This window comes from Citrobacter sp. Cpo061 (assembly GCF_030332845.1).
Lineage (GTDB): Bacteria > Pseudomonadota > Gammaproteobacteria > Enterobacterales > Enterobacteriaceae > Citrobacter > Citrobacter portucalensis.
This window is the reverse complement of the sequence record NZ_JAOWHB010000013.1, coordinates 20559-34542: the sequence shown is the minus strand read 5'-3', so window position 1 is coordinate 34542 and position 13984 is coordinate 20559. Positions and strand designations below refer to the sequence as shown.

Sequence of the window (13984 nt, the reverse complement as noted above, 5' to 3'; positions counted from 1 at the left end):
ATCAAGATAGGCAAAGTTGTAGCCGGAGAGGTTAGTGGTCACGGGTGGCCTCCTGTTGCAGGCGTTTGAGCAGTTCCAGTTCGGCCTGGAAATCGACGTAATGGGGAAGTTTGAGGTGCGAAACAAAACCCGCCGCCTCGACGTTATCCGCATGCGCCAGCACGAACTCTTCGTCCTGCGCCGGTCCTGTGACCGTTTCATCGTATTCGGCTGCCTGTAGGGCGCGGTCCACCAGCGCCATCGCCATCGCTTTACGTTCGCTCATACCGAACACCAGCCCGTAGCCGCGGGTAAAATGGGGGGATTCATTTTCTGGCGCGACAAACCCGTTGACCATTTCACATTCGGTCATCAGCAGTTCGCCGATGTTCACCGCAAATCCCAGCTCTTCCGGCACCGTTTCCAGTGCCACATAGCCGCTGCGGATTTCGGCGGCAAACGGGTGATTGCGCCCGTAGCCGCGCTGGGTGGAGTAGGCCAGCGCCAGCAGATAGCCTTCGTCGCCGCGCATCAGCTGTTGCAGGCGTGAAGCACGTGAACAGGGATAAACCGGCGGTGTGCGGGTGATGTCGTCGGGTGTCGCGCCATCATCCTCTTCACGCTTTGCCAGCCCTTGGTTGGCCAGCAGGGAAAAGACGTGCGGGGAGGCATCCTGCACGCCGTCTGCGCTGCGCAGAGGCGGCGTTTCGCCATTGGCCAGCAGGGTAAAATCCAGCAAGCGATGGGTGTAGTCATAGGTTGGACCCAACAGTTGCCCGCCGGGAATATCTTTGTAGACCGCCGAGATTCGGCGCTCAAGGCGCATTTCTGCGCTGTTAACCGGTTCACTGACCGCCACTTTTGCCAGCGTAGTGCGGTAGGCGCGGAGCAAAAAGATGGCTTCGACGTTATCGCCGCTGGCCTGCTTCAGCGCCAGTGCCGCCAGTTCACGGTCGGCAATACCGCCTTCGGTCATCACCCGGTCAACGGCCAGGTTCATCTGCTGTTCGATTTGCGCCACGCTCAGTTCAGCAATGGTTTCATCGCCCCGGCGTCGGTTGTCCTGCAGGGCGTGGGCGTTGGCTATCGCCTTTTCGCCCCCTTTGACGGCGACGTACATCAGCACACCTCCACATGGGTGGTTCGCGGAATAGCCAGCAGGCGTTCGCCGCAGGTGAGGATCAGATCGACCCCCAGTGGGAACGGGTGCGGGCGTTCGGTGAGTTCATGAATCAGGCATTCCGGCAGCTGTGGCGCGATCATGCGCTCTTCGGCGATGCCCGCGCCGGTCAGACGCAGCATGCGTCCGCCGCTTAAGCCAGAGACCTGCACAATCAGCGTGGCGCTGGTCTCTGGCGCGACGGCTGAACCGGCGGAGAGGGCGTTAAGCTGTTCGCTGCTGATGCGCTCGTCGGCGACGGCAAAGGCCGCCAGCTGCGGCTGATCCACCAGCGGCGCGTTGGTATGAAAACGCAGGTTCTGGCGGGCAATATCGTTATCCATCGACGGCGCCAGCCAGACCGGCGTGTCGCCATCGACCAGGGTCAGCAGCACGCTGGTGGTTGCCAGACCCAGCGGCTGCCAGCCGTGTTTCAGTTGATGCAGGGCGACGATTACGCCCGGTTCGCTCATGGCTTTCAGCAGGCGACGAAAGCTCTGCTGAGCATCCTGAACGGGTAAATTAAAAGCGGTCAGAAGTGCTGTAGATCGTGTCATGCGTTATCTCCGCGTACCAGCGTGAAGAAGTCGACCCGGCTGGCGTTGACTTCGGCACGGCGTGCGTTAATCAGCGCATCGCGTTCCGCTTCCAGCGGGGCAATTAAGGTTTCCATTAGGTTCTGGAAATGCGTTTGTTCCTGCAGCAGTGCGTCAATCACCGCGCACTGCTCGGCATGTTGTTTATTGCGTCCCAGCAGGTAGCTGTAACCCAGCGTGCCGCTCTGCAGGCGTACCACTGCGCGGGTAAGCGTGGTGTCGCCGGCAAAGAAGCGGTTGCCGGTACCGCCCATACGGGCCTGGATCTGCATCAGTCCGCTTTCCGGGGCGCGGATAAGTTCATAGTCCGGCGTTAGTTTGAGCGCGGTGATGCGGGCGTTCAGGGCATCGGCATTGCTGTAAGCCAGCGCGCGCATCCAGCGCTGGCGGGTGGCGGTATCGAAATGCATTCAGTGCTCCATAGTGAATTCGATCATGTCGGCGCGGGTCAGGCTGACGGAGTATTCCGCCGCGTGTTCTTCGCCTTCACGGTGGTTCAGGGTGCGCACGCACAGCAGCGGCGCCATATTGGGGATTTCCAGTACCTTGCTCTCTTTGGCCTGCGCGCGGCGGGCGCTGATGCGCGTTTGCGTGCGTAGCAGCGTCAGACCGGACTGTTCGCGCAGGTAGTCATGCAGCGAACCGCTGTTGAAGCCTTGCAGCAGCGGCCACAGCGAGAGGTCGGAAAAATAGTGGTCGATCTGGCACAGTGCGATGCCGTTAACCCGGCGCAGGGTGCGCAGGTGAATCACGTTATCGCCCTCGTTTATGCTGAGCGCATCGGCAATGTGGCTGGAGGCCGGACGCAGCACCGCCAGCAGTTTTTCGCTGGTGGGATGGCTGCCCTGGTCCAGCAGATTCTGACTAAAGCGCGCCTGGGCATTAAGCGGGTAATCGAACGGGCGCATCAGCACCAGCACGCCGACGCCCTGACGACGCTGAACCCAACCGCGTTCAACCAACTGGTCAATGGCGCGGCGCAGGGTGTGGCGGTTTACCTCGTAGCGCGCGGCAAGCTGATGCTCGGCAGGCAGATAGTCACCGCAGCGATAATGTTGACGTAGCTCCTGCTCAAGTCTCGCGGCAATTTCCTGATAACGCGTTGGATAACTGGTCGGATGTGTAGACAAGTGCATAGCAATCAATGCCTCGCTAATCAGATAAAGTGCTTACGCAAACGCTGGGAAAGGAAATCCAACAGGCTGACGGTGACGATGATTAACACCATCAGGGCGCAGGTTTGCTGGAACTGAAAGCCGCGAATCGCTTCCCATAAGGTCACGCCAATACCGCCTGCACCCACCATTCCGACCACCGTGGCCGAGCGAACGTTGGATTCAAAGCGATACAGCGAGTAAGAGATAAGCAGCGGCATGACCTGTGGCAGAACGCCGTACAGAATCTCTTCAATTTTGTTGGCACCGGTGGCGCGAATGCCTTCTACCGGACCTGGCTCAATAGCTTCTACCGCTTCGGAAAGCAGCTTGGAGAGCACCCCGGTAGTGTGGATAAACAGCGCCATCACCCCGGCGAATGGGCCTAACCCGACGGCGACCACGAACAGCATGGCGAAGACCATTTCATTGATGGCGCGGCAGGCGTCCATCAGGCGACGCATTGGCTGGTAAATCCACCACGGCACGAGGTTATCGGCGCACATCAGGCCGAAGGGAATCGACAGCACAACGGCGAGGGCAGTCCCCCAGACGGCAATTTGCAGGGTGACGGCCATTTCACCGAGATAGTCCTGCCACTGGCTGAAGTCCGGCGGGAAGAAGTCGGCGGCGAAGGTCGCCATATTGCCGGAATCCTGGATCAGCGTGAGCGGGGCCATTTCGGCACCTTTCCACGAGACCACCAGCACGGCGAGAAGAATGGCCCAGCTCAGCAGCGAGAACCAGCTACGTTTGGGCGGGGCGACGGTGATGGTTTGCATGTTTAGCTCCTGGGTGTCGATGTTTCGGGTCTGTTGTAGGCCGGATAAGGTGCTGGCACCGCCATCCGGCATGGAATCCCTTGCATTGCCTGATGGCGCTGCGCTTATCAGGCCTACAATTTGGTCACCAGGTTTACTGCACCGCTTTGGTGACGCTGGTCATAGCGCCCAGTGCGGCGGTCAGACGGTCAAGGTCATCGAGCTGTGCTTTCAATGCCGAGGTTTTGCTGGTTTTCTCTTCCTCGTTCAGCCCTTTGTTGTCCTTCACACCCTGCATCTCTTTAAACAGTGCCAACTGGCGAATCGGCACCAGTTGCAGATCGCTGGAGGCGCGGAACGGTGCCCATCCCAGGCGTTCCAGTACGGTTTTCTGTTCCGGCGTTTTGCCGTAATTCATAAAGAAGTCGTACACCTTGTCCTTGGTGGTTTCGGAGAGGTTTTTACGCCAGACGATCGGATCGCCCGGGATCAGCGGCGACTTCCAGATCACCTTCAGTTCTTTCAGTTTTTCCGGCGCGGAAGTTTTCAGCTTGTCGAGGTTTTCGGTGTTGTTGGTGGCGACATCGACCTGCTTGTTGGCGACGGCCAGCGCGTTGGTTTCGTGTCCGGCGTTAACGGTGCGTTTGAAGTCGCTGGCGGAGATGTTGTTTTTGGCGAAGACGTAGTAGCCGGGGACGAGGAAGCCTGACGTTGAGTTGGGATCGCCGTTGCCGAAGGTCAGATCCTTACGTTTGGCGATCAGATCGTTCAGGTTATTGATCGGACTGTCTTTGTTAACGATCAACACGCTCCAGTAACCTGGGGATCCGTCGGCGGCGACGGTCTGGGCAAACACTTGCCCGTTAGCGCGATCCACCGCTTCCATTGCCGAGAGGTTGCCGTACCAGGCGATATCAACTTTGTTAAAGCGCATTCCCTGGATGATCCCGGCGTAGTCCGGGGCGAAGAAGGCGTTCACTTTCACGCCCAGTGATTTTTCCATGTCCTTCAGGAACGGTTCCCACTGCGGTTTCAGGTTTTGCTGTGATTCGGTCGAAATAATGCCAAAGTTCAGCGCTTTTTCTTGCTCTTCGGCATGGGCCGGGGTGAGCAGTGTGCTGAGACTAAACATGCTGGTGAAAGCCAGCGCGGCAATTGTTCTATAACTCATTTCCATTCCTCATTGTGGGGATGTCAGGCAGCCTGCGCGCTCTGTTCGATGCGGTTCATGCTGCGGTAGAGATGGTCAAAACGATCGTTATCAAAATGCTGGCTGCTGCCATCAAAGAAGACGTTGCCCTGGCGCAGCGCGACGATGCGTTCGCAGTAGCGCAGGGCGTAATCCACCTGATGCAGCGTGACGACCACGGTGATGCCGTCGGTCTGGTTTATGTCGCGTAGGGTGTCCATCACGATGCGGGCGGATTCCGGGTCCAGCGAAGCAATCGGCTCATCGGCGAGGATCACTTTGGCCTGCTGCATCAGTGCGCGGGCGATTGCAACGCGCTGCTGCTGACCGCCCGAAAGCGTGGAAACGCGCTGGTATGCAAAGTGCGCCATGCCCACGCGGGTCAGCGCCTGTAATGCACGCTGTTTTTGTTCCTGGCTAAACCAGCTAAAACAGGTACGCCAGAACGGCGTGCTGCCGAGCGCGCCAATCAGGACGTTCTCCAGCACCGTCAGGCGGTTCACCAGATTGAACTGCTGGAAGATGTAGCCGGTGTGGGCGCGGCTTTTGCGGATATCGCGCGCCAGGCGGCCTTCATGTTGAACGGTGCGGCCCAGCAGCTCGACGCGGCTACCGGGGGATTTATCACCGGTGATCAAACCGCTTAAATGACGTAAAAGGGTGGATTTGCCGGAGCCAGACGGCCCAAGCAGAGCCACCATCTCACCGGAACAGATGTTCAGATCAACCGCATTGAGCGCCTGATGTTGATTGAAGGACTTGGAGAGTTTCTCGACGCGAATAATCGTTTGCATGATGCGGCCTCCCTAAAAAAGTGGCCCCATCGTGGCGGATCAATGTGACGTTTTCGTTAAGGGATGGTTACTCGACGATGAAGAGTTGAGCGCTGTTTGATGACAGTACGGGAGGGCTGGCCTCCCGTTGGATTACTCTGTAGGGGGTTGCTGTTGTTTGACGACGTTGATCATCCACGGCACGCCATACTGGTCGCTCACTTTACCGAAACCGTGGGCCCAGAAGGTTTCCTGCCAGTCCATTTCGATTTTTCCGTTTGCTGCCAGGTTATCAAACCAGCGTTTGCCTTCATCGACGTTTTGCGTGTCGAGCACCAGCGTGAAGCCAGAGTAGTGAGCATTTCCGTCCGGGGCGCTATCGCTCATCATGATGTCACTGCCCGCAACGCGCAGGTTGGCGTGGGCGATGGCGGTGTCGGGGAATTTCAAGCCTGAAGGGCAACCATCTTCGCTATCCTGCGCCGATTTGGGCATTTCACCGAAGTTGATTTTGTAGAGTAGCTCAGCGCCTAACGTTTTTTGATAGTAGGCGATAGCGTCAGCGCAGTTGCCTGCAAAGGAGATATAGGGACTTAGCGGCATAATCTTTACCTCAGGTAAAAGAAGCCAATTAAGTGTAGTTAGCGTCTGCAAAAATAAACCAGGCGGGAAGTATGAGCTTCCCGCCTGGCAGATGAGCTGGTGTTGACCTGATTAGCGTCGCGCTATCAGGCAATTTGCATCAGTTCTTTTTCACAAACTCAGATTTCAGCTTCATTGGGCCAAAGCCATCGATTTTGCAATCGATGTTGTGGTCACCTTCAACCAAACGAATGTTTTTCACTTTGGTACCAATCTTCAGCATGGAAGAGCTACCTTTTACCTTCAGGTCTTTCACGACGGTAACGCTGTCGCCGTCAGCCAGCAGGTTGCCGTTGGCATCTTTAACGATCAGTTCGTCGCTGTCCTGCGCCGGTTCAGCATCGTTCCATTCGTGAGCGCATTCCGGGCAGATGAACATGCCGTTATCTTCGTAAGTGTATTCGGAGTTGCATTGCGGGCAGTGTGGTAATGACATGTGGATTTCCTCAAAAGTCAGCAGGGGCAAATGCGCCCAAAAAATGGCAGATTGCCGAAAAAGGCCGCAATTATACATAAAATCCCTGCATTTGTCGGGACTACTGCGCGATTACGCAAAATGATCTGCTGCAAAGACCCTTTGCTTTCACCTCAATGAAAGTATGGCGGAATATTTTTTAAGGGAAATTGCTACGCTTAGATATTTAAGATAAGGTGAGGCGAAATATCTGATATTCATAGGTAACATTGCTTAGAAATGCCTAAGTCATTGTGATTGAATATCATTGACCCCCTTAAATTTAGTAGGGGGATTCCGCTGGCATTTTTTAAAACTGAACTACGCTGTCTATCTTTCTTACTTATTTTCATAAGTGAGAGGCATCAGGCCAGCGGTTATACACCAAATTTATTTTAATAATATCAATTGGTTGTTTTGATTTTAATTATTTCTATACGTAATTATAAAAGCCAAAAAATCTATAAATAAAACGATTGGGCTAAATAAAAGCAATGCCATTTGCGTTAAGGAAAAATTTTCCATGCACACACAGACAATATATGAATTAAGTCAGGAAGCGGAACGCTTGCTGATGCTCTCGCTTGAACATCTCAGGCAATTGCAAAAATTGCCTATGACGTCGTTGGATGATGTCGCGCTAAAACAAGGAGAGCATAGCAGTCAGGTTGTTCAGCCCCTGCATTTCAGCGCGCGTGGCATGGATGTCCAGCAAGCAACGCTCAATAATGAGCTGCGCAAGATTACGCGTCTGGAAATGGTGCTGGCGATTGTTGGCACGATGAAAGCGGGAAAATCGACGACGATTAACGCGATTGTGGGGACAGAGGTGTTACCTAATCGTAATCGCCCCATGACGGCGTTACCAACGCTAATACGCCATACGCCGGGGCAGAAAGAGCCGGTGCTGCATTTTTCACATGTCGCGCCGATCGATGCCTTAATGAAGGTTTTGCAGCAGCGCGTGCGCGAGTGCGATCGCCTGCGTCTTACGCAGACCCTGGAAATTGACAAGGATATGAATGTCCTGCTGCAACATATTGAAAATGGTGTGGCATTTGAACGGTATTATCTTGGCGCACAGCCTATTTTCCATTGCCTTAAAAGCCTGAACGACCTGGTGCGCCTGTCAAAAGCATTGGACGTTGATTTTCCTTTTGCCGCCTATGCCGCGATTGAGCATATTCCGGTTATTGAAGTTGAGTTTGTCCATTTGGCCGGACAGGCAAGCTACCCAGGGCAATTAACGCTGCTGGATACGCCGGGGCCGAACGAGGCAGGACAACCGCACTTACAAAAAATGCTCAATGAACAGCTGGTGCGGGCCTCTGCGGTGCTGGCGGTGTTGGATTACACCCAACTGAAATCGATTTCCGATGAGGAAGTGCGTCAGGCGATTATGGCGGTCGGCAAGTCAGTACCGCTGTATGCGCTGGTGAACAAGTTCGATCAGAAAGACCGCAACAGTGATGATGAAGAACAGGTGCGGGCGTTGATTTCCGGCACGTTGATGCAAGGCGGAATTGCCCCTGAAAGAATTTATCCGGTCTCCTCAATGTGGGGCTATCTGGCGAACAGGGCGCGTCATGAGCTGACGACGCGCGGGCGACTGCCGGATCATCAGGAGCAACGTTGGGTGCAGGATTTTGCCGAAGCGGCGCTTGGCAGACGCTGGCGCACCACCGATCTTGACGATACAGAACACATCCGCCATGCCGCCGACCTGTTGTGGGAAGACTCGCTGTTTGAACAGCCAATTCAGAAAGTGATCCACGCCGCTTATGCTAATGCTTCGCTGTATGCACTTCGCTCAGCGTCACATAAGTTATTGAACTATGCACAAAGCGTGCACGAATATCTGGAATTTCGCGCCCACGGGTTAACGGTCGCCTATGACAAACTGCGGCTGAACATCACGCATATTGAAGAGGATATGCAGCAGTTAGAAGTGAGCCAGGGGCGGGTGAGCGATGAAGTCAGCCATGAAGTAGAACTGGCGCTGGAGGCTGCCGCTGCCTATCTCAGTGAGCAACAGACTGAGATTCTTTGCGGTATCAACACGTTCTTTGTCAAAGAAAACGTCCTGATGATGTCACAACACGGTCTGGGGAATGCTGTGAATACGGCAGAAATGGCCGGAGAGATGTTGGTGCTGCATGATGAAGGGCAGGCGAAAATTGTGTTAGATAAAATTCGCTCGTCCTGTGAGGGGGTATTGCTGGCGGCGCAGGAAAGCATCAGCCGGGACTTAGCCCTGCGTTTTGAACAGCTTGAGTCGACGCTCTCCCGGGCGCTAAATGACGCGATGCGGCCAATTGAGCAAAGGGTGAAAGAGGAGCTAAACCACGCCGGTTTTCGTGCGCGGATCCGTTTTCCAGCGTTCCATACGGCGATGTTTAATTTCAATACCCGCCAATTGTTTAACGAGGCCATTGAGCAGGATATTCCGGCAGAAAATGCGCCGTCTACTGGCGGTGTGGTGCGTGACACTTTCTCTCGTTGGCTAAATCAACCCAACTGGGGATGGAATGATTACGTCGAAACAAAAACGCGTTATCTCATTGATATGGGCGCATTGCATAAAAACCTTGTGCAGTACGTTTCCCAGTTTTGCCAACAAATTCGTAAAGCTTTAGCTGCTCAGGTCGATATCTCCGTTACGGCTGGCATGGCCACATTTTTTGCTGATTTCTCTCTGTGCCTGGCGCAATTGCAGTCGAGTCTGAGTGAGAGTCTGACGCTACGCCAACAAAATGAATCCGCGGTGAATGCAATGAATGAGCAATTGCAGCAGCGCATTACGATTGCGGCATGGCTTTATGAAGATTCCCGATTGCTGCGTGACGATATCAATACCCTTTTTGCAACCGAGCACACATGACTAACGTTTTACTGGAAGGCCCCGGGAGGACGCTGGAGTGTGTCTACCCGAAGTTTATGGTCGATCTGGTTCAGGGAGATGAAACCAAACGTTCCGGCGGTTTTCTGCAACAGCAGCAGCGGCTGCGTGCGCGTCTGACGCAGGAAGTGTTATCCCAGACGCAACTGCGTGCGTGGGTGATGGCGGGAGTGTCCAGCGAGCATCTGGTGATGCGCCTTAAGCTGGTGGAGAAGCTGGCAGGCATGATTGATCCGGGTCATCTGGCGCTAGTACGGATCGCCGAAGGGCTGATGTTTTTGCAACAAACAGAACACCCGCGTGGGCTTTCAACCCCCGGTCTTTTACAGCAAATAAATTCACTGACTGACTGGTTTACCCAACGCGCGGCGTATAAAGAGAAGGCGCTGACCCAGCGCGGCCTCACGGTTCAGGCGGGCGAGCATAGCGAACAAATTTTTACCCGCTGGCGGGCTGGCGCGTATGACGGCTGGTCGTTACCAGGACGCTGTTTTGTCGCGCTGGAGGAGCTACGTTGGGGAGCTTTTGGTGATGCCTGCCGGTTAGCGAATGCCGATGTGGTGTTAATGCTAAAAGATAACCTGCGAACCATGGCGGCTCAGGCATTGGCGGACAGCGTGAATGCAGCGCCCGCTACGCGTCATTATTATCATCATTGGCTCAGCACGCCAGCTGTCGGCGGATCGGGCGAGTATAACGATATGCTGAGCTGGCTGGGGAGCTGGTGCGATGCGCAACGTCATCCGGTAAGCTGGTCGGTGACGCAGCGTTGGCAAAATGTGGCGCTGGGAATGCCGCGATTGTGTTCGGCAAAGCGGCTGGTCGATGCGATGGTTGAGGAGATTTTTGCACCGACCCTGCTCGTCAATTGAGCAGGGCTGGTGAGTAGGATAAAGGCAGGTTTAGTGGTGCAGAGAGTCTGCCGGGGTGGCCACCGCTTCGTTGGCGACCAGGTTTTTATTAAAACGTTTGGCGTACAGCGCGGTGATAATCGGCACCAGAATGGCGGTGACAATTACGCTGGCGGCAACCAGCGCCGTAGCGGATGCGGCAACCGGTTCGAACGCCGGGTTAATCTGGGCGATAATCACCGGGTTTGCTACCGCAGCACCTGCTGCTGAAGAGGCTGCGACGCCTGCTGTACCGTTCCCGCCACCAATAACACGGTCAGCAATAATCAGCGGGATACCGGTGATGACGATAACCGCGACACCCAGCAGGATACCCAGCAGACCGGTATCAACGATCACGCTCAGGTTAATAGTGTTACCCAACGCGAAGCCGAAGAACGGGATCAACACCGGTGTGGCTTTGCTGAAGAAAGAACGCAGGTCGTGATCCAGGTTGCCCAACGTAAAGCCAATCAGGAACGGTAATACCGCGCCGATGAAATGGTGTGGCTCGAAGGAGGCCAGACCCGCAGAGCCGAGGATCACCATGGTCATTAACGGACCGGATTCCAGAGACATCAACACAAATGCGCCGGACTCTTCTTTGGTGCCGTACTGGTTCATCAGGCTGGCGTACAAACCACCGTTGGTCATGTCCATTGCGGAGACAATTGCCAAAACTGAGAGGCCTGCAAAGAACCCGGTTTGAATACCGGTATCAGGAATAAATGAAGCAGCAATCATTGCCACTACCCACGCCACGGCTATTTTGGTTATTACCAGCGTACCGGACTTGCGTAATACCGTACCGGTTGCTCGCAAATCGATAGATGCGCCGATACAAAAAAACCACACTGCCAGAATCGGTACCGTTCCGCTGATCATTCCTTTGGTAAACGAACCGAAATACGCACCGGTATCCGGAGCTAACGTATTTAACACTGCGCCTAATAACAGAGGAATCAACATCATTCCGCCGGGGATGCGTTCAATCGTGGCTTTAATTTTCATAAACGTCCTCATGTCTTGTCGCTGCTAAAACTCGCGCAAGAGGGTAAAAATTAATAAATTCAAATAGTTACTGGTGTTTCTTAACAAAGAAAATCGCTATCTCTTTGTTTTATAAAATCTAACGCGGCATACGTTGAGCGTGTTGCTGCTCCCAGGGATATTGCGTCTGGAATTAGTTTGCATTCACAGGAACATTGATTCAATCAAAATAAAACGATGTTTTAGTTATCTTCATCACATATTCCGCGCAAAAATTCCCGGTCGCTCTGATTATTAAAAAAGCTGTGATCTTTTTGTGAAGGGATTAGGTGGTTTTTTTGCTAGCAGAATAATAGTGACCGCTGTGATTGTTGGAGCAATAAAGCGATTTATTCTTGTATTTAATTGTCAGTAAATCGCAAGCATTACATGTAAAAAAGCTGACTAAGAATGACCTAATTTACGCATGTTGACGAAATGAAAAACTATATGTGAAGTTGATCACAAATTTAAACGCTGTTAGGGTAAAGAGGTCATTAACCGCCCAATCAGGCGTCAACAGGTTCGGTTGTACTGTGCGTTTCTCGTCAGTGTAAGTAAACCTGCTACGCTTGTTACAGGGAATGCGCCTGTGCATTCCCCGCTCGGTGATGACCCTGACGCATGGGCGTTAGGGGACTCGAACTGGAGCGTGACAGGGCTAAGTCTATGAGGACGAGTATGCTAAAAAGGAAAAAAATAAAACCGATAACGCTGCGCGACGTTACCATCATTGATGACGGTAAATTGCGAAAAGCCATTACCGCAGCGTCGTTAGGTAATGCGATGGAGTGGTTCGATTTTGGTGTTTATGGATTTGTTGCTTACGCATTAGGTAAAGTGTTCTTCCCGGGGGCTGACCCCAGCGTGCAGATGGTTGCCGCACTCGCCACCTTCTCTGTTCCCTTTCTGATTCGACCGCTTGGCGGATTGTTCTTCGGTATGCTCGGCGATAAATACGGTCGTCAGAAGATACTCGCTATCACCATCGTGATTATGTCGATCAGTACCTTCTGTATCGGTCTTATTCCCTCTTATGCCTCAATTGGTATCTGGGCACCGATTCTGCTGTTGCTATGTAAGATGGCTCAGGGGTTCTCGGTCGGCGGAGAGTATACCGGGGCATCGATTTTTGTCGCAGAGTACTCGCCAGACCGAAAGCGCGGATTTATGGGCAGTTGGCTGGACTTCGGCTCGATTGCCGGGTTTGTGCTGGGCGCGGGCGTGGTGGTCCTGATCTCAACTATCGTCGGCGAGGATAACTTCCTTGAGTGGGGCTGGCGTATTCCGTTCTTCCTGGCGCTACCGTTAGGGCTGATTGGTCTGTACCTGCGCCATGCGCTGGAAGAGACGCCGGCGTTCCAGCAGCACGTGGATAAACTGGAGCAGGGCGATCGTCAGGGTCTGCAGGAAGGTCCTAAGGTCTCGTTTAAAGAGATTGCAACTAAGCACTGGCGCAGCCTGTTAGCATGTGTTGGTCTGGTGATTGCCACCAACGTCACCTACTACATGCTGCTCACCTATATGCCGAGCTATCTGTCGCATAACCTGCATTACTCTGAAGACCACGGCGTGTTGATTATTATCGCCATCATGATTGGTATGCTGTTTGTGCAGCCGATTATGGGGTTGCTCAGCGACCGTTTCGGGCGTCGTCCGTTTGTGATCATGGGCAGTATTGCGCTGTTTGTGCTGGCGATTCCGGCATTTATTCTGATTAACAGTAATGTTATCGGCCTGATTTTCGCCGGGTTGCTGATGTTGGCGGTGATCCTCAACTGCTTTACCGGGGTGATGGCGTCAACGTTACCGGCGATGTTCCCGACGCATATTCGCTACAGTGCGCTGGCCGCCGCGTTTAATATCTCGGTATTAATCGCCGGTCTGACTCCGACATTGGCCGCATGGCTGGTGGAAAGCTCGCAGAATCTGATGATGCCTGCTTATTATCTGATGGTGATTGCGGTAGTAGGTTTAATTACCGGCGTGACCATGAAAGAGACGGCTAATCAGCCGCTGAAAGGCGCGACACCTGCTGCTTCGGATATTCAGGAAGCGAAAGAGATCCTCGGCGAACACTACGATAACATTGAACAGAAAATCGAAGATATCGATCAGGAAATTGCTGAGCTACAGGTTAAGCGCACGCGTCTGGTGCAGCAGCATCCGCGTATTGAAGAGTAACGGTGTTATTGCCTGATGGCACTACGTTTATCAGGCCTATGGGCAGTGTTGTACTTTCGTAGGCCGGATAAGGCGCTAGCCGCCATCCGGCGCATGGCCCGGGCATTCGTGTTATTGCCTGATGGCACTACGTTTATCAGGCCTACGGGCAGCATTGTACTCAGTAGGCCGGATAAGGCGTTAGCCGCCATCCGGAGCATGGCCAGGACATTCGTGTTATTGCCTGATGGCACTACGTTTATCAGGCCTGCGGGCAGCATTGTACTCAGTAGGCC

At 53.8% G+C, this 13984-nt stretch carries 13 protein-coding genes; 3 read left to right on the top strand and 10 right to left on the bottom strand.

Annotation, left to right across the window (positions count from 1 at the left end; genetic code table 11):
• Window positions 1-31: 31 nt before the first annotated feature.
• From OGX97_RS00745 to OGX97_RS00705, 9 genes are all read right to left on the bottom strand, one after another.
• Complete coding sequence (locus OGX97_RS00745; RefSeq protein ID WP_235125785.1) at window positions 32-1099, bottom strand: carbon-phosphorus lyase complex subunit PhnI; 1068 nt, start codon at window positions 1097-1099, stop codon at window positions 32-34.
• Window positions 1099-1695, bottom strand: a complete 597-nt coding sequence (gene phnH, locus OGX97_RS00740; protein WP_008786957.1) for a phosphonate C-P lyase system protein PhnH — start codon at window positions 1693-1695, stop codon at window positions 1099-1101. Before phnH ends, OGX97_RS00745 begins: the two co-directional genes overlap by 1 nt.
• Complete coding sequence (gene phnG, locus OGX97_RS00735) at window positions 1692-2144, bottom strand: phosphonate C-P lyase system protein PhnG (protein ID WP_048227460.1); 453 nt, start codon at window positions 2142-2144, stop codon at window positions 1692-1694. Before phnG ends, phnH begins: the two co-directional genes overlap by 4 nt.
• Complete coding sequence (gene phnF / locus OGX97_RS00730; protein WP_020996086.1) at window positions 2145-2870, bottom strand: phosphonate metabolism transcriptional regulator PhnF; 726 nt, start codon at window positions 2868-2870, stop codon at window positions 2145-2147.
• Window positions 2871-2890: 20 nt separating this feature from the next.
• On the bottom strand, window positions 2891-3670 hold the full coding sequence (gene phnE / locus OGX97_RS00725) for a phosphonate ABC transporter, permease protein PhnE (RefSeq protein WP_016155398.1): 780 nt from the start codon (window positions 3668-3670) through the stop codon (window positions 2891-2893).
• 133 nt (window positions 3671-3803) lie between these two features.
• Entirely contained in the window at window positions 3804-4820 is a 1017-nt protein-coding gene (gene phnD / locus OGX97_RS00720; protein ID WP_060683108.1) for a phosphonate ABC transporter substrate-binding protein, read from the bottom strand.
• Window positions 4821-4843: 23 nt separating this feature from the next.
• Window positions 4844-5632 (bottom strand): phosphonate ABC transporter ATP-binding protein, encoded by a 789-nt coding sequence (gene phnC / locus OGX97_RS00715; RefSeq protein ID WP_125363590.1) that lies wholly within the window; start codon window positions 5630-5632, stop codon window positions 4844-4846.
• 132 nt (window positions 5633-5764) lie between these two features.
• The gene (yjdN, locus tag OGX97_RS00710; protein ID WP_032942129.1) at window positions 5765-6214 is read right to left on the bottom strand and encodes a VOC family metalloprotein YjdN; all 450 of its coding nucleotides are present in this window, start codon (window positions 6212-6214) and stop codon (window positions 5765-5767) included.
• Window positions 6215-6353: 139 nt separating this feature from the next.
• Window positions 6354-6689: a zinc ribbon domain-containing protein YjdM gene (locus tag OGX97_RS00705; protein ID WP_003031835.1), complete on the bottom strand. Its 336-nt coding sequence runs from the start codon at window positions 6687-6689 to the stop codon at window positions 6354-6356.
• A gap of 541 nt (window positions 6690-7230) precedes the next feature.
• Between OGX97_RS00705 and crfC the strand changes: the two genes are divergently transcribed.
• Window positions 7231-9588 (top strand): clamp-binding protein CrfC, encoded by a 2358-nt coding sequence (crfC, locus tag OGX97_RS00700; protein ID WP_279851022.1) that lies wholly within the window; start codon window positions 7231-7233, stop codon window positions 9586-9588.
• Entirely contained in the window at window positions 9585-10478 is an 894-nt protein-coding gene (locus OGX97_RS00695; RefSeq protein ID WP_003826733.1) for a diguanylate cyclase regulator RdcB family protein, read from the top strand. Before crfC ends, OGX97_RS00695 begins: the two co-directional genes overlap by 4 nt.
• Before the next feature lie 30 nt (window positions 10479-10508).
• Here the strand turns inward: OGX97_RS00695 and kdgT are convergent, their stop codons facing one another.
• Complete coding sequence (kdgT, locus tag OGX97_RS00690; RefSeq protein ID WP_003826735.1) at window positions 10509-11507, bottom strand: 2-keto-3-deoxygluconate transporter; 999 nt, start codon at window positions 11505-11507, stop codon at window positions 10509-10511.
• Window positions 11508-12206: 699 nt separating this feature from the next.
• On the opposite strand from kdgT, the gene proP reads away from it, so the two are divergent.
• Window positions 12207-13709, top strand: a complete 1503-nt coding sequence (proP, locus tag OGX97_RS00685) for a glycine betaine/L-proline transporter ProP (RefSeq protein WP_003826737.1) — start codon at window positions 12207-12209, stop codon at window positions 13707-13709.
• Window positions 13710-13984 lie beyond the last annotated feature (275 nt).

Bases quoted from the DNA above. Each gene is read 5' to 3' on its own strand.
- OGX97_RS00695 (WP_003826733.1), top strand. From the start codon at position 9,585: ATGACTAACGTTTTACTGGAAGGCCCCGGGAGGACGCTGGAGTGTGTC.
- yjdN (WP_032942129.1), bottom strand. From the start codon at position 6,214: ATGCCGCTAAGTCCCTATATCTCCTTTGCAGGCAACTGCGCTGACGCT.
- crfC (WP_279851022.1), top strand. From the start codon at position 7,231: ATGCACACACAGACAATATATGAATTAAGTCAGGAAGCGGAACGCTTG.
- phnH (WP_008786957.1), bottom strand. From the start codon at position 1,695: ATGACACGATCTACAGCACTTCTGACCGCTTTTAATTTACCCGTTCAG.
- phnG (WP_048227460.1), bottom strand. From the start codon at position 2,144: ATGCATTTCGATACCGCCACCCGCCAGCGCTGGATGCGCGCGCTGGCT.
- phnF (WP_020996086.1), bottom strand. From the start codon at position 2,870: ATGCACTTGTCTACACATCCGACCAGTTATCCAACGCGTTATCAGGAA.
- OGX97_RS00745 (WP_235125785.1), bottom strand. From the start codon at position 1,099: ATGTACGTCGCCGTCAAAGGGGGCGAAAAGGCGATAGCCAACGCCCAC.
- proP (WP_003826737.1), top strand. From the start codon at position 12,207: ATGCTAAAAAGGAAAAAAATAAAACCGATAACGCTGCGCGACGTTACC.
- kdgT (WP_003826735.1), bottom strand. From the start codon at position 11,507: ATGAAAATTAAAGCCACGATTGAACGCATCCCCGGCGGAATGATGTTG.
- OGX97_RS00705 (WP_003031835.1), bottom strand. From the start codon at position 6,689: ATGTCATTACCACACTGCCCGCAATGCAACTCCGAATACACTTACGAA.
- phnD (WP_060683108.1), bottom strand. From the start codon at position 4,820: ATGAGTTATAGAACAATTGCCGCGCTGGCTTTCACCAGCATGTTTAGT.
- phnC (WP_125363590.1), bottom strand. From the start codon at position 5,632: ATGCAAACGATTATTCGCGTCGAGAAACTCTCCAAGTCCTTCAATCAA.
- phnE (WP_016155398.1), bottom strand. From the start codon at position 3,670: ATGCAAACCATCACCGTCGCCCCGCCCAAACGTAGCTGGTTCTCGCTG.